Source organism: Roseovarius sp. MMSF_3359, assembly GCF_030733385.1.
Taxonomy (GTDB): domain Bacteria; phylum Pseudomonadota; class Alphaproteobacteria; order Rhodobacterales; family Rhodobacteraceae; genus Roseovarius.
The window spans coordinates 68,819-86,067 of the sequence record NZ_JASHJC010000011.1; the positions used below are offsets into that span (position 1 = coordinate 68,819).

22 protein-coding genes are annotated in these 17,249 nt (G+C 58.3%); 20 read left to right on the forward strand and 2 right to left on the reverse strand.

All coding sequences use genetic code 11. The features are described 5' to 3' along the window. Positions 1-269: 269 nt before the first annotated feature. Complete coding sequence (locus RBB29_RS15785) at positions 270-2,585, reverse strand: heavy metal translocating P-type ATPase (RefSeq protein WP_306114996.1); 2,316 nt, start codon at positions 2,583-2,585, stop codon at positions 270-272. A 142-nt stretch (positions 2,586-2,727) separates the two neighbouring features. On the opposite strand from RBB29_RS15785, the gene cueR reads away from it, so the two are divergent. The 12 genes from cueR (at position 2,728) to RBB29_RS15845 (ending at position 10,601) form a co-directional block, all read left to right on the forward strand. Then, positions 2,728-3,198: a Cu(I)-responsive transcriptional regulator gene (cueR, locus tag RBB29_RS15790; protein ID WP_306114997.1), complete on the forward strand. Its 471-nt coding sequence runs from the start codon at positions 2,728-2,730 to the stop codon at positions 3,196-3,198. Between the two features lie 12 nt (positions 3,199-3,210). Then, a complete protein-coding gene (locus RBB29_RS15795) occupies positions 3,211-3,555 on the forward strand; it encodes a hypothetical protein (RefSeq protein WP_306114998.1) in 345 nt (114 codons plus the stop codon). A gap of 201 nt (positions 3,556-3,756) precedes the next feature. Further along, positions 3,757-5,145 (forward strand): multicopper oxidase family protein, encoded by a 1,389-nt coding sequence (locus tag RBB29_RS15800; protein ID WP_306114999.1) that lies wholly within the window; start codon positions 3,757-3,759, stop codon positions 5,143-5,145. A 98-nt stretch (positions 5,146-5,243) separates the two neighbouring features. Beyond that, positions 5,244-6,092 (forward strand): exo-alpha-sialidase, encoded by an 849-nt coding sequence (locus tag RBB29_RS15805; protein ID WP_306115000.1) that lies wholly within the window; start codon positions 5,244-5,246, stop codon positions 6,090-6,092. 11 nt (positions 6,093-6,103) lie between these two features. Next, positions 6,104-6,586: a DUF411 domain-containing protein gene (locus RBB29_RS15810; protein WP_306115001.1), complete on the forward strand. Its 483-nt coding sequence runs from the start codon at positions 6,104-6,106 to the stop codon at positions 6,584-6,586. 129 nt (positions 6,587-6,715) lie between these two features. Continuing rightward, complete coding sequence (locus tag RBB29_RS15815) at positions 6,716-7,201, forward strand: c-type cytochrome (protein ID WP_306115002.1); 486 nt, start codon at positions 6,716-6,718, stop codon at positions 7,199-7,201. Then, on the forward strand, positions 7,198-7,770 hold the full coding sequence (locus RBB29_RS15820) for a DsbE family thiol:disulfide interchange protein (RefSeq protein ID WP_306115003.1): 573 nt from the start codon (positions 7,198-7,200) through the stop codon (positions 7,768-7,770). The genes RBB29_RS15815 and RBB29_RS15820 overlap by 4 nt, the downstream gene beginning before the upstream one ends. Further along, positions 7,767-8,288, forward strand: a complete 522-nt coding sequence (locus RBB29_RS15825; RefSeq protein ID WP_306115004.1) for a TlpA disulfide reductase family protein — start codon at positions 7,767-7,769, stop codon at positions 8,286-8,288. Before RBB29_RS15820 ends, RBB29_RS15825 begins: the two co-directional genes overlap by 4 nt. Before the next feature lie 315 nt (positions 8,289-8,603). Further along, a complete protein-coding gene (locus tag RBB29_RS15830) occupies positions 8,604-8,876 on the forward strand; it encodes a hypothetical protein (protein WP_306115005.1) in 273 nt (90 codons plus the stop codon). A gap of 52 nt (positions 8,877-8,928) precedes the next feature. Continuing rightward, a complete protein-coding gene (locus RBB29_RS15835) occupies positions 8,929-9,318 on the forward strand; it encodes a hypothetical protein (protein WP_306115006.1) in 390 nt (129 codons plus the stop codon). A gap of 53 nt (positions 9,319-9,371) precedes the next feature. Then, complete coding sequence (locus RBB29_RS15840; RefSeq protein WP_306115099.1) at positions 9,372-9,866, forward strand: hypothetical protein; 495 nt, start codon at positions 9,372-9,374, stop codon at positions 9,864-9,866. After that, on the forward strand, positions 9,867-10,601 hold the full coding sequence (locus RBB29_RS15845; protein ID WP_306115007.1) for a cytochrome c biogenesis CcdA family protein: 735 nt from the start codon (positions 9,867-9,869) through the stop codon (positions 10,599-10,601). 141 nt (positions 10,602-10,742) lie between these two features. Here RBB29_RS15845 and RBB29_RS15850 read toward each other — a convergent pair whose 3' ends face one another. Next, positions 10,743-11,054, reverse strand: a complete 312-nt coding sequence (locus RBB29_RS15850) for a mercury transporter (RefSeq protein ID WP_306115008.1) — start codon at positions 11,052-11,054, stop codon at positions 10,743-10,745. 76 nt (positions 11,055-11,130) lie between these two features. On the opposite strand from RBB29_RS15850, the gene RBB29_RS15855 reads away from it, so the two are divergent. The 8 genes from RBB29_RS15855 (at position 11,131) to RBB29_RS15890 (ending at position 17,212) form a co-directional block, all read left to right on the forward strand. Then, entirely contained in the window at positions 11,131-11,229 is a 99-nt protein-coding gene (locus tag RBB29_RS15855) for a MerR family transcriptional regulator (RefSeq protein WP_306115009.1), read from the forward strand. A gap of 123 nt (positions 11,230-11,352) precedes the next feature. Continuing rightward, complete coding sequence (locus RBB29_RS15860) at positions 11,353-11,421, forward strand: hypothetical protein (protein ID WP_306115100.1); 69 nt, start codon at positions 11,353-11,355, stop codon at positions 11,419-11,421. 331 nt (positions 11,422-11,752) lie between these two features. Next, positions 11,753-12,118 carry a hypothetical protein gene (locus tag RBB29_RS15865; protein WP_306115010.1) on the forward strand — a complete coding sequence of 122 codons (366 nt, stop codon included), beginning with the start codon at positions 11,753-11,755 and terminating at the stop codon, positions 12,116-12,118. Positions 12,119-12,206: 88 nt separating this feature from the next. After that, positions 12,207-12,434, forward strand: a complete 228-nt coding sequence (locus RBB29_RS15870; RefSeq protein WP_306115011.1) for a hypothetical protein — start codon at positions 12,207-12,209, stop codon at positions 12,432-12,434. Beyond that, entirely contained in the window at positions 12,434-13,900 is a 1,467-nt protein-coding gene (locus RBB29_RS15875; protein ID WP_306115012.1) for a TolC family protein, read from the forward strand. Before RBB29_RS15870 ends, RBB29_RS15875 begins: the two co-directional genes overlap by 1 nt. A gap of 15 nt (positions 13,901-13,915) precedes the next feature. Then, positions 13,916-15,256 (forward strand): multicopper oxidase family protein, encoded by a 1,341-nt coding sequence (locus RBB29_RS15880; protein ID WP_306115013.1) that lies wholly within the window; start codon positions 13,916-13,918, stop codon positions 15,254-15,256. Positions 15,257-15,292: 36 nt separating this feature from the next. Further along, on the forward strand, positions 15,293-16,018 hold the full coding sequence (locus RBB29_RS15885) for a copper-binding protein (RefSeq protein WP_306115014.1): 726 nt from the start codon (positions 15,293-15,295) through the stop codon (positions 16,016-16,018). A gap of 165 nt (positions 16,019-16,183) precedes the next feature. Further along, positions 16,184-17,212 carry a DMT family transporter gene (locus RBB29_RS15890; protein ID WP_306115015.1) on the forward strand — a complete coding sequence of 343 codons (1,029 nt, stop codon included), beginning with the start codon at positions 16,184-16,186 and terminating at the stop codon, positions 17,210-17,212. The last annotated feature ends 37 nt before the right edge of the window (positions 17,213-17,249 follow it).

Below are 17,249 nucleotides of genomic sequence, written 5' to 3' on the forward strand. Positions count from 1 at the left end.
TGATTGCCGCAGCTACTCTTGGTGCGCTGGTTTGGTCGATCGCTTTCCTGCGAGACGAATATGACCACCGAAAGCCTTCGGTGCTTGGACGCCGATTGTTGTCTAGGTTCCAATGCGCCTCCGTCCGCGTATTGCGTTCGAAGAAGGAATGGGCCGGCATCTTTCTTCGAAGCAGAATGCAAGAAAGTGTTAAGTGCGAAGTGTGCGCTCTACTCAAGTGAGTGGAAATCAGGTTTTGCCGTGAACCCATTTGGGATGCCTACTCTGCGCTAGAGGCGCACCGATCGGAGCCTGAGTGCATTCCCGATCACCGAGACAGACGAAAGGCTCATCGCGGCGGCCGCAAACATCGGCGAGATCAGAAGACCAAAGAACGGGAAGAGCACCCCGGCGGCAACCGGTACGCCAGCCGTGTTGTAGATCATTGCAAAAAACAGATTCTGCCGGATGTTCCGCATCGTCGCCAGGGACAGACGCCGCGCTCGGACCAGCCCGATCAGATCTCCTTTCACGAGCGTGAATCCGGCGCTTTCAATCGCGACATCAGCGCCGGTGCCCATGGCGATCCCGACATCGGCCTGTGCGAGCGCAGGCGCGTCGTTTACTCCGTCTCCGGCCATGGCGACCTTGCGGCCCTCGGCCTGGAGCTCGCGGATGATGCGCGCCTTGTCCTCGGGCAGCACATCCGCGCGTATCTCGTCGATTCCGAGCGGTCCCGCCACGGCCTTGGCCGTGCGATCGTTGTCTCCGGTGGCCATGACGATCCGGATGCGGAGGTCGTGCAGGGCCTTCAGTGCGGCGGGCGTAGTCTCCTTTATCGGATCGGCCACGCTCACGAGACCGGCAATCGTGCCCTCGACCACCACGAACATCACCGTTTCACCTTCGTCGCGACGGGCGTTGGCAACTTCGGTTGTGGCCAGCGCCTCGATACCGAGTTCGGTGAGCATCTTGGCGTTGCCAAGGGCCACTGGCTTGCCGTCCACGGTGCCCTTCACCCCCATGCCGGTAACGGCCTCAAAGTCGTCGGCATTGGCCAGCTTCAAGCCGCGCACCTCGGCACCGCGCACGATCGCCTCGGCCAACGGGTGCTCGGAGCCGCGCTCGAGGCTGGCAGCCAATCGAAGAACCTCGGTTTCGTTATGTCCGTCTTCCGGCAACACGGCGGACAGCTCCGGCTTACCCACCGTGAGCGTGCCTGTCTTGTCGACGATCAACGTATCCACTTTCTCGAACGCCTCCAGAGCTTCCGCATTCTTGATCAGAACGCCGGCCTGTGCCCCGCGCCCAGTCGCGGTCATGATCGACATCGGCGTCGCGAGACCAAGCGCGCAGGGGCAAGCGATGATAAGGACCGCGATGGCGGAAACCAGACCGTAGGCGAGTGCAGGTGACGGTCCCCAGATCGACCAGGCGGCGAACGAGACGATCGCAACCACGATCACCGCCGGAACGAAATAGCCGGCCACGGCGTCTGCGAGCTTCTGAATGGGGGCACGGGACCGCTGTGCGGCCGACACCATCTCGACGATCTGTGCCAGCATCGTGTCCTTGCCCACGCGTTTCGCTTCGATCACGAGGCTGCCTGTGCCGTTGATGGTCGCCCCTGTCACCGTATCACCTTCGACCTTTTCGACAGGCACCGGCTCACCCGTGATCATCGATTCATCGACCGACGAACGCCCATCGACGACGACACCGTCAACCGGCACCTTCTCGCCCGGACGGATCCGGATCCGGTCACCAATCTGCACCTCCTCCAGCAGCACTTCTTCTTCCGATCCGTCCTCGCGGATCACACGGGCGTTCTTGGCCGCGAGGTCGAGCAGGGCACGAATGGCCGAACCTGTCCGCTCGCGGGCGCGCAGTTCCAGAATCTGGCCGAGCAGCACCAGAACCACGATCACCGCGCCCGCTTCGAAATAGACGCCGACATTGCCGTCAGCATCGCGAAAGCCGCTCGGGAACAGTCCGGGCGTAATTATGGCGACAGTGCTGAACACCCATGCTGCGGCGACACCCATACCAATCAGGCTAAACATGTTGAGGTTCATGGTGCGAAAGCTTTTCCAGCCACGCACCAGGAATGGCCAGCCAGACCAGAGAATGACCGGCGTGGCCAGGATCAGTTCGAGCCAGTGCGCCAATCCCTCGCCGATCCAGCTGCGCACGGGCAGTCCGACATAACCTCCCATGGCAAGGATGACGACGGGAACCGTCAGGAACGTCCCGATCCAGAACCGTCGGGTGAAATCGACGAGTTCCGGGTTGGGGCCTTCATCGACTGTCTGAATATCTTTTGGCTCCAGCGCCATGCCGCAGATCGGGCAGTCGCCGGGACCGACCTGCTCGATCTCAGGGTGCATCGGACAGGTGTAGACTGTTCCGTCGGGCATCGGTTCAGGAGCGGGGCCACCGCAAACATATGATTCCGGAGACTCCGCGAACTTTTCGCGGCAGCGCGCGGAGCAGAAATAGTAGGTGCCGCCTGCGTCTTCAAAACTCAGGGTGTTGCTCATCACTCGGACTTCCATCCCACACACCGGATCCCGATGGGTCTCGACGGTTTCTCGTGCATCTTCCATTTTCGTCTCCAGCAGTTGACAAGTGGAATATGGGAATTCCACCAACTGGAAGGTCAAGCGGCGTCGAAATTTGTTTTGAGCTTGACCTTCCAGTTGGTGGAAGTCCTATCTATCGGTCCGAGGAAGAAAAGGACCGCACCCGATGAACATAGGCGACGTCTCCGAACGCTGCGGGCTGCCCGCCAAAACGATCCGATACTACGAGGACATAGGTCTGGTTCAGCCGCCTCGCCGCGAGAATGGCTATCGTGAATTCGGAAATCGCGAATTGAACAAACTGGCGTTTCTCGGCCGGGCCCGTTCGCTAGGATTCAGCATCCAGCAATGCCGGGCGCTGCTCTCACTCTACGAGGACCGCGAACGGTCGAATTCTGACGTCAAGGCCATTGCCAAAACGCATCTGGAGCGCATCGATCGAAAGATCGAGCAGCTGCAGTCGCTGAGCGCGACGCTTCGCGACCTTGTCAAGCGATGCCAGGGCGACAGGCGGCCCGATTGCCCAATCCTGAACGATCTGGCGCAGCACATCTCGAACGAAGGCGACAAGCGGACATCGGATCACTCTTCACAGAAACGCGACCAGCAGATGCTGGAAATTCAATCAGTGCAGTAGTAAGTTAAAGTTATGGAGTTTTTCGTCCGCCTCTTCTGTTTTGTTGCACTTACGGCCTTCGCCGTGGGCGCAGTGGCGCATTCGGCGGGATCGGCTGCCATGGCCTCCACGATGATCACTGTGGACGCGGGGATGTCCGGGATGGACGATTGCGACGCGTGCGGCGATCCGGAGGCCGGACTGAAGGGCGCGATTTGCGATTTCGTGTGCAACGTAACAGTGATGGCCGCCGTTCCGGTCATTTCTGCAGATACGGGCCACGTCGCCACGTCCATCACACACGACCGGATGCCTGAGCGGGTTGCGCATAGCATCACTGGTCCTCCGGCCAAAGAACCTCCTCGATTCCACCTCTGATCCGACACACGGGCGCCTGATCGCGCTTGATGTGTCGACTTGTGCCAACTGCGCGCTTCAGCGCAGTCGCACAACACAATCGCACCGGCTCCACAGACCTCCATGCCGGTGGACCGCAAAATCAGAGAGTGCAAGTACATGTTCAACCGATCCAATCCGGCTCTAACGCGCCGTTCGTTCATCGCATATTCGGGGGCGGGTATGGCGACCGCCGCCTTTGGAATGCCATCGTTCGCCGAGACGAAGACTCGCAGCTTCTCGTTGCGTGCCGCGCCTAGCCGCGCACAGCTCGTCCCCGAACCTCACCCTGAGACGCCGGCGTGGTGCTATAACGGCAAAGTTCCCGGCCCCGAGTTGCGGGTTCGGCAGGGCGACCGCATGCGCATCGATGTCACGAACGGACTGGCCGAGGAAACCACGGTCCACTGGCACGGGCTGCGCGTGCCGCACGCGATGGACGGCGTTCCGCACCTGACCCAAAGACCAATCGCACCTGGTGAAACCTTCACCTACGAGTTCGACGCAATCGATGCAGGAACTTTTTGGTATCACCCGCACCAGCGCAGCTTCGAGCAGGTCGGACGGGGGCTCTACGGACCTCTCATCATCGAGGAACCGAACGCGCCGCAGGTCGACCGCGACATCACCTGGGTGCTCGACGATTGGCGCCTGACGCAGGATGCCGCAATCTCGGACGACTTTGGCGCGGCCATGGATATGAGCCACGCGGGCCGGTTGGGCAACACGGTCACGATCAACGGGCAGATTCCCGAGAGCTTCGTAGTGCAACGAGGCGAACGTATCCGTCTGCGGCTGATCAACGCCGCCAATGCCCGCATTTTTGCGCTCGACTTCGGCGAGTACGAACCTCGCATCATCGCGCTGGATGGCCAGCCTGTGGCACCCCATGCAGCGCCCGGCGGGCGGGTCGTGCTCGGTCCCGCCATGCGGGCCGATGTCATCCTGGATTGTTCGACCGCCACGAACTCGAACGTTCCACTCGTCGATCGGGCCTATCGAGATAACGAGTATCGGCTGCTCGATATCGTCTACGAGGGCGCGCCACTGCGCGACGCGGCACCCGACTGGGATATTGCCTTGCCTGACAATCCGCTTCTGGAACCGGATATGGCGTCTGCGCGCCGCCACGAGGTGCTGTTCACCGGCGGCATGATGGGCGCGATGGTCGAACGCGACATGGGTCTCAGTCAATCCGGTGGCATGATGGGGGGCGGCATGATGGGCATGCGCCACGACGGGCGCGGCATATGGTTCGTCAACGGCAAGGCGGCCGAGGGGCATATGCTCGATCCCTTCCTCACCCTCGAACGCGATGCAAGTCACGTCATCCAGATGACCAACGCAACGGCATTCCATCACCCAATCCACCTGCACGGCCACTCTTTCCGGGTCATCACCCGCGATGGGGCACCGACTGAGCATCGCGAGTGGCAGGACACGGTTCTGATGGCACCGCGCGAACGCGTCGAGATCGCCTTCGTCGCCGACAATCCCGGCGACTGGATGTTTCATTGCCACATTCTCGAGCACCAGGCGGCGGGAATGATGGGCGTGATCCGGGTGGCCTGAACATGGGAGATTGCAAACTGAGACCCGCAACTACACCCCGGCTTCCCACGCGCCGCGATTTTCTTTCGTCGGTTCTTGGCGCTGGAGCTCTTGTGCTTATGCCGAGCTTTACGCGAGCCGGCAGCGACAACAAAATCCGGGCGCTTGCCTTTGACGGCGATGTGCTGTTGACAGCCGGCTCTACATTGGCCGTCAGCGGGGACAATGGCGGCAGCTGGGTCGAGCGAGCGACGCCCGGCAAGGTCCTAGCCTTGGCCACCCATTCTGACCGCCCCGGCCTTGTCGCCGCCGGACTGGAAATGGGCGATGTCGCACTATCGGCAGATGGCGGCGCGACCTGGCGCATCGGCAATGCCGGGCTTCCGAACGGAGACGTGAACGCCATCGCGATCGCTTCGCGGAACCCCGACCTGATCTATGCAGCGGTCCGCGGCGACGGTCTATTCAAGAGCGAGGACGCCGGCGAAACCTGGACGCTGGCGATGGACCGCCCCTGGCTCAAAGAGGCCGAGCTTGATCCGCTTACACTGGCCTCCGTCGATCTCGAGACGGGCATGGGCGGCATCTGGATCTATGCAGGAACCGAAATGGGGCTGACGCGGGTGCCCGACTGTTTCTGTCGCTGGCAGGACGTCCAACCGGGTAACGCGATGGATGCGCTGATCTCAGGCGATGCGCCCCCGCCCGAGAATCCCTTGCCAGAAGGCGAGCCGGTACTGTCGCTGGCAAGCAGCCACTCGGCGCCGGAACGGCTCTATGCCGCGCTGCCTTCGGGCTTCTGGGCATCAGCGGACGGCGGGGTGGTTTGGACGCGCATGGCTGAAGAGGCCACATCGGCCATCGCAGTCCATCCGCGTGACGAAACGTATATTGCCGCTGTCATCGGCGACACCCTGAAACTCAGCCGCGACGGCGGCGCAACCTGGAGGGCCGCGGCGGCCGGATGAAGGAGAGAATAATGCAGAGAAGAACGGTATTTGGCCTGATCGGCGGCGGTGTCGTCGGAGCGACCGCCATAACGAGCCTGTCTTGGGCGCAAGGAGCTGCCGACCCGGCTCCAGCACCGGGAGAGCAGCCAAGGCAAATCACGATCTGGCGCGATCCGGGCTGCGGGTGCTGCGATGCTTATGCGGACTACCTCGAAGAGCACGGCTTCACCGTCACCCGCATCGACGACCGCAACTTCGACAAGCGCTCGGTCGAAGTCGGGGTGCCGGAAAGGGGTTTGGGCTGCCACCTCGCCGAGATCGAAGGCTACTATGTCAGCGGTCTTGTTCCCGTGGACATCATCGACCGCCTTACGCGCGAACGGCCCGAGATCACGGGCATTACCTTGCCAGGCATGCCAGCGAACGCTCCCGGCATGGCGCGTGAAAAGCACGGCACGCTAAAGACCTATGCGTTCGGCGAAGGCGGTATTTCGGTTTATTCCAATGAATGAGGGGATGGAGATGATGAGTGGCCCAATGATGGGCGCGATGATGCTTGGCGGCGGGTTGGTTCTACTGCTGCTTCTCGCCGTACTTGTGTTGAGCGTAATCGCCTTGGTCAAATATATACGAGGGGCGAAATGAGACGGCTAACCGGCATTGGTTTGGCGGGATTGACCGTGGCCGTCATCGGGGGCGTCGTCCTGGCGCAGTCATCTTCGGAGACAGCAGCCCTCGAAGGTCTGACCTTTCTCGGAGAGCCTGTTGCAGAGGCCGACCTCGAGGCCGGTGAAAGGGTCTACGCTGAAAGCTGCGCGTCCTGCCACGGTGAGAATCTCGAAGGCCAGCCTGACTGGCGGCGACGCCTCGACAACGGCCGCATGCCGGCCCCGCCGCACGATGAAACGGGCCACACCTGGCACCACTCTGACCGCAATCTCTTCATCGTGACTAAGGGCGGCGTGCAGGCGGTCGTGCCGGGGTATGAGAGCGACATGCCGGCATTTGAGGGCATCCTCACCGATGACGAGATCGCCGATGTCCTGGCCTACATCAAAAGCACCTGGCCCGAACGGCAACGTGAGTTTCAGGCCGAAGTCTCGGCAAACGACAAAGGTGAATTATGAGCGCCGCAGAGCAACCGCGTCGGCATAAGGGTCGACTTCTGAGCATTTTGCCGGTCGTGATCTTCGCCCTGATCGGCGCAGGCTTCTACTGGGGTCTCTTCAACAATGATGACCGCCTGCCGTCAGCGCTTATCGGCAAACCGGTGCCCGATTTCGAGCTGCCACCAATTGAGGGGCGCTCCGATGGCCTTTCGACCTCTGACCTGAAAGGGAAGGTGTCGATCGTCAATGTGTGGGCCTCGTGGTGCGTGCCGTGCCGGGTCGAGATGCCGTTGCTCAACGAACTGGCCGCACGCGACGACGTCGCAATTTTCGGCATCAACCACAAGGATCGCCCAAGAGAGGCTTTGGCATTCCTCGAAGAGCTTGGCGACCCCTACAAGAAGATCGGTGCTGACAGAAACGGGCGCGTCTCCATTGACTGGGGTGTCTACGGGCTTCCGGAGACCTTCGTGATCGATGCCGACGGTCGGATCGCCTACAAGCATATCGGGGCCTTCAACCGCCGCTCATTGGAGGAAGACATCCTTCCAGTAGTGCATCGCCTGCAAGGAGGGTCCGGATCATGAAGCGGCGCGAACTTATGGCCGGTATAGCTGCCCTGGGCATCGCACTGCCCGCCCAGGCATTGCCGCTGATGCGGCTGCACGACTCTCCGCGCGAGATGCTATCGCCGCCATTCGTGGACGGCACGGGGCGAGATCTGACACTGGAAAATTTCCGGGGCAGGGTCGTGCTCCTCAACATCTGGGCAACCTGGTGCGTGCCGTGTCGCGAGGAAATGCCGACCCTCGATGCGCTTCAGTCCCGTCTTGGCGGGGACGACTTTCACGTCCTGCCACTCTCCATCGATCGGGCTGGACTGAAGGTCGTCCGGCGCTTCTACGATGAGATCCGCATTCAGCACCTCGACATGTATCTGGCGGACAGCACCCGTGCGATGCTTGCTTTCGGGGCTCTCGGATTACCGACAACAGTCTTGATCGGGCGCGACGGGAAGGAACTGGGTCGTCTGGTTGGACCGGCCGAATGGGATAGCCCGGAAATCATCTCACAAATGCAGACTTTCATTAACGAAAAGGAGTGAATAGCCAATGTCTGAAACTTCACCGCACACGGAAACATCAGGGGCAGGCCCGTGGCGACCCAAACTGGGGCGCCGCGGCCTTATCCTCCTGTCGATGGCAGTCATAGGTGCGGGACTCTACCTGAGTTGGGGTTGGGTGACGGCGATCGGGGCGGCTCCGCTGATCCTGGCCCTTGCTCCCTGCGCTGTCATGTGCGGGCTCGGCTATTGCGCAATGTGCAAATCCGACTCCTGCGACAAAAAAGGTTCGGCGGTAGAACCGGGCCTGCCGGGGGATTGAACCTGAAAACCTATGGAAACCTGAAGGATAAACTTATGAAACCTATCAAGAAACTGAGCGCCATTGCCGCTGTGGCTACTCTCTTGGCAACCGCTGTGGTGGCCCAGGACAACAGCGGGTCGTCAGGCCAGATGATGGATGGTGAGAACGGCATGTCAGGCAACATGATGCATGGCGATATGTCCGGCAAGATGCCCATGATGCAGATGATGCAGCAGATGGGCCCAATGATGAAGGCCTGCACCGAAATGATGGAGGCGATGAACGGCTCCATGATGGAAACCCAGCCATCAACGGACAAGGGCTGATTGACCATCGCCGGGGGCCTACGCCCCCAGCGACACGACATGGAGAATGCGTATGTCAAGAACACCGGCCACTCGATTTCTGGTGGTCCTTCTTTGGATGCTGATTGCGCCTTTTGGTGCTGCAACTCAGAAATCCATCCCGCTCGACCAAACGGAGAAAGAGGCTTTTTGGGCCTTTATCCTGCAAACCATCCGCGAGAACCCGGACGTTCTGGTCGAGACCCTCTTAGACTATCAGGAAGAGGCGCAAGCCGTAGCCCAAGAACAACAGGTTGCCGCCAAGAAACGCGTGAGTGATGCCCTGACGTCCGACACAAACGCCGGCGTTCTGGGCAATCCAGACGGTAAGATCTTCCTGATCGAGGACAACCCTGATCTTCGGATCGTCACGCGGGAGTGGCCAAACCTTGGCCTTGAGACCAACCGTACCACATCAACATGATCCTCGACGTCAACGGCCTGACAACGAGCGCTGAAGCAGGACGAACAGAAAGAATGACCGCGAATACCAACGTTTATGATCTGCCTGAGGCCAGCTGGTTGTCTGTCATCCGGCGCTACATCATCTATTCCGCCATTGGACACCTTCTCTGGGAAAGTGCCCATATCCCGCTCTACACGATCTGGGTCGAAGGCAGTTGGAGCGAGATTGTCTTTGCCGTCGTGCATTGCACCGGCGGAGACTTGCTGATCGCCATGAGCACACTGCTGCTCTCGCTATTCATCGTCGGTGGGCAGGCTTGGCCGGCAACTCGGGCCGGAGCTGTCCTGCTTCTAGCGGTGGTTTTTGGCGTCGCCTACACGGTCTTCAGCGAGTGGCTAAACATCGTAATCCGCGCGGCCTGGGCCTATCGCGACATCATGCCGGTTGTTCCGATACTCGATGCCGGTCTTACGCCGCTGTTGCAATGGATGGTGGTTCCGTCTGCTTCCTATTTCCTGGCGATCAGGCTTCCGTTGAGCCAAATCTTCTCCGGGGGGCGGAAGTAGATGGTGGACGTCTCTCTTCCTGGCCTGGCCGCAGCGTTTCTGGCCGGTGCGATTTCGTTCCTGTCACCCTGCGTCCTCCCGCTGGTCCCTGGATACGTGTCCTACGTTGCCGGACGCACGGCGGCCCAGGGCGGTGTCGCATCCGCTTCCACCTCGCGCGCAGTGTGGCTGAGCATGTGCTTCGTGCTTGGCTTCTCGACCATATTCATCGCGCTCGGCGCGTCGGCGACGGCGCTCGGGCAGGCCCTTCTGCGTTGGCGCTACGAGTTGAACTTGGTTGGCGGCTCCATCATCATCCTGTTTGGGTTATTCATGATCGGCGCCACGCGATTGTCGGTCATGGAGCGCGACTTCCGTTTCAATCTCGACATCCCTGGCGGTCAGCCGACTGCTTCCTACGTGCTCGGTCTTGCGTTCGGCTTTGGCTGGACGCCGTGCATCGGCCCGATCCTAGGGGCAATTCTCACGGCCAGCGCTGCCAGCGCGACGATCTCCGAAGGCGTAGTTTTACTCGCGATTTATTCCGCTGGTCTTGGAATTCCATTTCTCATTGTTGCGGCCTTCACAGATCGTATCGCTGGGCGGCTACGCGCCATAGGTCGAGTCGGCCGACGGCTTCACCAAGCTGCCGGTGCCGTCATGATCGTGATGGGGATCGCGATGATGACGGGACAACTGAGTGCATTATCCTATTGGATGCTTGACGCATTTCCGTTTTTGGGACGGATCGGGTGAGCCGCGATCTACAAACCAATCAATCAGATTCTGGTTATCTGTTGTCCATGCGTTGTAGTAAGAGTGACTGATCCAGGACTGCACAAGAAGGCACCAATAAGAGCGGCGCACAACCAGCCAACGCTACAATCAATCATCCAATCAGCGACAACACGAAGGCTGGTTCACCCGGCACTCGCAGCTGCCGTCGGAACAGGTTTGGCGGGCGTGCCGGTACGCCTTCCAGAACCCGTATGCGAGCGAGGCAGCGGCGAAGACGAAAAAGAGCCATTGGCCCTGATAGGGCGCGCCATGCTGGCCAATCCACACGCTGGTGGCTCCCAGACTGAACAGGACCAAAGCGAGTATGTGGCAAGACGTCATCACGAACGCCCGGACAATTCCGCCCGCCGTCGCGGCTTTCGTTCCGAGATCGCATTCCTGCTCGGGCGCGGTATTGGCGTCCGAGGTCATGTTCGGGTCCTCGATTGATCCATTGCGACATACTGCGTACCATCTGTAGCTGCTAAAGATGTAAGGAGTGTCCGTGATGGCGGAGGTTACGAAGGTTCGAGGCTATCCGATCGGCGCCACGTCGCGCGAGACTGGCGTGAACATCGAGACGATCCGCTACTACGAACGTACCTAATTGATGCCACAGCCCGACCGGACCGCCGGCGGCAACCGACGGTAAAGATACGATCACCTCAAGTGCCTCTCATTCATCAAACCGGGCAGGGAACTCGGACTCAGCATCAGCGAGATCCGAACGATGCTGACCATGGTGGACCAAAACGGTGTCAGCTGCGGCGAGGTGCACGCGATGACGATGGAGCGCTAGAGCGTCTTCAAGGACAAGATACGGCACTGAGTAGGCTCGAATGCACACTTTCCAAAATGGCTGCACAATGTGAACAAGGCGATGCACCGGATTGCCTAGTCGTTGAGACGTTGTTTGATGCCAAAATCGTTTGAATAAAAGCTGGACGACGTGAGAACAAACCTCGTGTCGGATGTTTTTTCGGTGGCAATCACTTTTTCAAACTTTGCGTCATGTCCTTGATGGGCTTTCTGAATCGATACCGTAATTGCAGGTTCATGGAGCGGCAACTGACACAAACCGATACAAAAATTCTATTGGATGAATTGCATGTAAATAATATTCCAATTTCATGAATGTAAAACGCTCTTTAAAAGGTTTGTGGCTTGTCGTGATTGCCCTGTCGTTGGGCACAAATGGAATCACGGCTGAAACAATCGGATTTTCACACGTGATCGACTGTGCAGAAGTTCTTGGTCATACGTGTGAACATGATGCTGTACACGAGGGCGATATTGAACCTGATGCTGATATGACGGCCGAAGACACGGATCGTGACAACGAGCGTTGTATGTTTCACGCGTGCCCTGCGATTTTCGCAGAGGGCGTCACTTATCAGGCTGAACCATTTTTGTTACTGACCAAGCTTCAATACAATTCTGAAACCATGCAGGTGATCGAACGTGTAGAAAGCTTGCACAGACCTCCAAATACCTGATCCCCCGAATAACGGGGTTGGAACAAGTGAACCGCAGCGCGCCTGCGCCCGGAACCAAATCCATTCTTGGAATGATCAGGACTATCACATGAAGACTATGTTTATTTTAGGGGCTCCGCTCGCCCTTGCGGCCTGCGCAAAAGCGCCCGAACTCGTTTCGGCAGACGTATTGGCCCCAGCGAGCAGCGAGAGCGCGCAGATACGCCATGTTCATGGCCCGGCATTGTTGGGTGATTTTAACGCGCGGCCCGTCAAAGGTCCGGAAGACTGGCGCAAACTCAACGATCAGCAATCTCCGGCAAAGGAGGAAAGCTGATGCGTGCCAAATCCAAAATCGGCCTCACCTTGTCGGCAGCACTCGTATTGTCCGCCTGCGCAACACCAGAACAAAAAGCTCGACTTGCAGACCCCAGGGCCGGCTTTGGCGCGGTCAGCGGGTCTGCGAAAAGCATACTACGAAAAGACGCCGTCATGTTGATGTCTGCCCAGGACATCGAAGCCAACGCGAAACGCGTTCATGCCCTGGTGCACAAAAAAACGATCAGCGCCGACACGGCGGTCCAGGTGGCTCTGCTCAACAACCGTGGCTTACAAGCGAGCTACGCCGAATTGGGCGTGTCATCGGCCGATGTCTGGCAAAGCATCATGCAACCCAACCCTGTCGTCTCGCTTGGGGTGTTGGGCATCAATGCCGACGGGCTGGGGGCATATCGCGCCATTGAGGGCATGATCGCCTTCAACCTTTTGTCGGTATTTACCCAACCGGATCGGACAAAGCTTGCCGAGCTTCGTTTCACCCAGGCGCAACTCAGGGCCGTCGAAGACACCCTGCGCGTCGCCGTTGAGACCAGGCGCGCGTGGGTCGACGCGGTGGCCGGTTTCGAAGCGGCAGGGCTTGTTCGGGAAGCCCAGAGCACCGCGGATGCGGGCTCGGAACTGGCGGCGCGCCTGGGCGACACGGGATTTCTGAACAAGGCAGATCAAGCGCGCGAGCATGCTTTTTATGCCGAGTTGACCGCTCAACGCGCGCAGGCAAAACTTGATGCGCAATTGGCCAAAGAGGCGTTGACACGCCAACTTGGGCTTTGGGGCACAGAAGTAGACTATTATGTCCCGAACAATCTTCCACGTCTGCCAGGAAATATTCGAAGTCGCTCCGGTGTCGAAACCGAAGCCCTGAAGGCCCGCGTTGATCTGGCAATCGCCAAACTTGAACTGCAGGCAAATGCACAGGCACGAGGGATGGAAAACGCCACCCGGTTTGTTACCGACCTCGAACTCATTGCCGGGTTCGAAACGGAGCGCGAACTTGAGGATGGCGTGCGGAAAACAAGGACCACGCCACAGATCGAGCTGGAATTCGCCATTCCGATCTTTGACAGCGGCAAAGCCCGCCTGAAACGGGCCGAGGCGCAATACATGATTGCAGCGCATCAATTGGCAGAACGGGCGGTGAATGTCCGGTCGGAGGCACGCTCCGCCTATGCCGCCTATGCGGGTTCGCACAAGATCGCCCGGCACTATCGCGATGCCGTGCTGCCGCTACGCCGCACCATCGAAGAAGAGGCGCTACTAAGCTACAGCGGCATGATCACAAATACGTTCGAACTGCTTGCCGATACCCGCGCACGGCTCAACTCCAAACTCATGGAAGCCAATGCCCGCCGGGACTTCTGGCTCGCGGACGCCAATATGCTTGCCGCAGTCTATGGCGGCGGGGCCGGAGCCGCAGGTGGCGCCGGTGCCGTCGATGTCGCCGGCGGTGGCGATGCCCCACACTAGATAAGGAGAAGACTGATGATGAACAGACGCCAATTACTGAGCGCCGGTGCCGGTCTCCTGGCCACTGGCGCAGCGGCAAAGGCTCAGAACATGGGCCTGCCCGAAGCTCCTATTATGGAAACGGCGGCCACCCAAATCACTCAGCGCCCATCAACGGGGCCGGACTACAACCCTGTCGTCACCCTGAACGGCTGGACCCTGCCCTTCCGGATGAACGGCAACGTGAAAGAGTTCCACCTCATTGCCGAACCGGTGGAACGCGAGATGGCCGATGGCATGATTGCCCATCTCTGGGGCTATAACGGACAGTCGACCGGCCCCACCATCGAGGCGGTCGAAGGGGATCGCGTACGCATCTATGTCACAAACAAGTTGCCCGAACATACCACCATCCACTGGCACGGCTTGATCCTGCCCTCTGGCATGGACGGCGTTTCGGGACTGAGCCATCCAGGCATTCCGCCGGGCAAAACATTCATCTACGAGTTCGATTTGGTGAAATCCGGAACGTTCATGTATCACCCGCATGGCGACGAAATGGTCCAGATGGCCATGGGGATGATGGGCATGTTCATCGTACACCCGAAAGATCCCACCTTCATGCCGGTCGACCGCGACTTCCTGATCATGCTGAACGCGTTCGATATCGTTCCCGGCACTTACGTGCCTCGTGTCATGACGATGACCGATTTCAACCTCTGGACTTGGAACAGCCGGATTTTCCCCGACATCGACCCGCTTGTCGTTCGGCAAGGGGACCGCGTCCGCGTGCGTGTGGGCAACCTGACCATGACCAATCACCCGATCCACATGCATGGCTATGATTTCGAGGTGACCTGCACCGATGGCGGCTGGGTGCCCGAAGAGGCGCGCTGGCCCGAGGTCAGCATCGACATCCCCGTGGGCGCGATGCGCGCCTATGAGTTCGATGCGATCTACCCCGGCGACTGGGCCATCCACTGCCACAAATCGCACCACACGATGAATGCCATGGGCCATGACGTTCCGACCTTCATCGGGGCGGACAAACGCGAATTCACGAAAATGATCCGCAAGCACCAGCCGGAATTCATGCCGATGGGATCGAACGGCATGGGCGAAATGGCGATGATGTCGATGGAAATACCGGACAACACTGTACCAATGATGACCGGCTGGGGTCCGTACGGGCCCATTGAAATGGGCGGCATGTTCTCGGTCGTCAAGGTGCGTGAGGGTATTGATCGCGACGATTATTCCGATCCTGGCTGGTACGAAAACCCACCGGGAACGCAAGCCTATGAATGGACCGGGGAACTGCCGGAATTCACCCGCAATGACAATCCGAAAACCCTTCTGACCAAACGCAAGAGTTGAAAACGCAACAACTGCAACCCCACGAAAGGAAATATAATGAAAGCTCCAATTCTGACTCTTATTGCGGCACTCGCAGCTTCACCGGCACTCGCAACCGGTACGCATAGCGGCGGCCATGGCGAGGAAGCCATGGATATGATGATGGATATGAAGATGATGGCCTATGGCAAGCCGGGCAAAGCAGACGAAGTCGAACGGACCATCGATGTTACCATGCGCGAGACCGATGATGGTGGCATGAGTTACGAGCCAAGCGCATTCAGTTTCAAACAAGGCGAAACAATCCAGTTTAACATCACGAATAAGGGTGAACTGGAGCATGAATTTGTCATCGACACGAAAGAAGGCAATGTGAAGCACAAGGAGGCCATGGCGAAGATGAATATGGAGCACGATGACCCCAACTCGGTGCGTCTCGACCCCGGGAAATCTGGTACAGTCATCTGGGCCTTTGCCAACGCAGGCACCTTCGAGTTCGCATGTCTCATTCCCGGTCACTACGAATCTGGAATGCACGGGCCGATTGAAGTGGCGCAAGCGGAAACCAAACACTCCTATACCAAAGGCGTGGTAAAAAAGATCAAGGCCGACTCGGGTAAAGTGACTATCATCCACGAAGAACTTGTCGATCTCGAAATGCCGGCGATGACCATGGTGTTCCGCGCCGAGGATGACATCATGACCCAGTTGTCGGAAGGTCAGGAGATCGAATTTGTCGCTGAACGTGTGAATGGCAAACTGACCGTCACCAAACTCAAATAATCGAACTGATTGGTGGCAGCGATTAATCCAGTGCTGCCACCATCGACCCAAAGGCGGTCACGAACCGTCTAAGAATTCCGAATTTCACCCAAAGTTTTTCCGAGGAAATGCTCTCGGCAGCACGCGCAAATGATCTTGCAGCGTTTCAACACGGGCGGCTGAACAGTGGCGCAGGAAAGCGATGTCAAGCAAAAGGCCTTCCCCGCCTTCTGGGGTATTACGCTATGTTGGGTTGCAGTCTTAATCTATGCCGCATCCAATTCGGTTGTGACATTGCTCGTTCAAATTGGTGATGCAAATCGCGTTAACGGGCACAACGTCATCACCTTCGCGAATCTGCTGGTATTGGGTTCGCTGATTTCTCTGATCCCCATGATCATTTTTTTCTGGCGGGATTGGACGGCAAAAAACCTTCGATCTCTTACATCACGTGATTGGGTATTCCTGGTCATTTCAACAACCTTGTCATCGGCATTAACACCGGGACTTTTCTTTTTTGCCCTCGAAAACACCACAGTCACAAATGTCGTCATCGCGGGACGAATAGACCCCCCTCTGTTCATGCTGTTGGCAGCGTTTTTTCTAAAGGAAAAGCTCGATCTCTGGGGCTTTTTTGGCGCCCTGATCATACTTGTCGGAGCGATTGTAATCCTGATGCTGAGAGATCATGGAACTGGATTTGTCCTAGGCCAAGGTGAGATAGCAGCGGTTGTCGCGACACTTTCTTTTACGGTTTCCACAATCATTGCACGCAGAACCTTGAAGCATATCCCCCTTGGCGTGTTTTCTATATTTCGCACGGTGTTAGGTACCCTGATTTATGTCTTGTTCAACGTGTTGTTTTCCACGCATCATCACTTCAGCGAAATGTTTCAGCCGGTGCTTCTCCAATGGATATGGGTCTACGCAGTTCTTGTAATTATCATCGGTCAGTTTACGTGGAACCTTGGACTGAAATACGCCAATGCGAGCGATGTGGCCCTGGCCACTTCCTTTTCTCCGGTGGCCGCAATTTCAATAGCCATTATCCTACTCGGAGAAGATCCAGGATCAGGCTTCCTGCCAGGCACAATCATCATTTTCATCGGGATAGGTGTGGCGCAATTCGGCCGTTGGCGATACGCGGACGAAAAGAAAGCAGCTATCGAAAAATCCATCGAGCTGGAAGGAAAAGTCAATTTCAAGGGCGTTTGATAGTCAGTCGCCGAAACAATCTGTTTCTATCCCACCT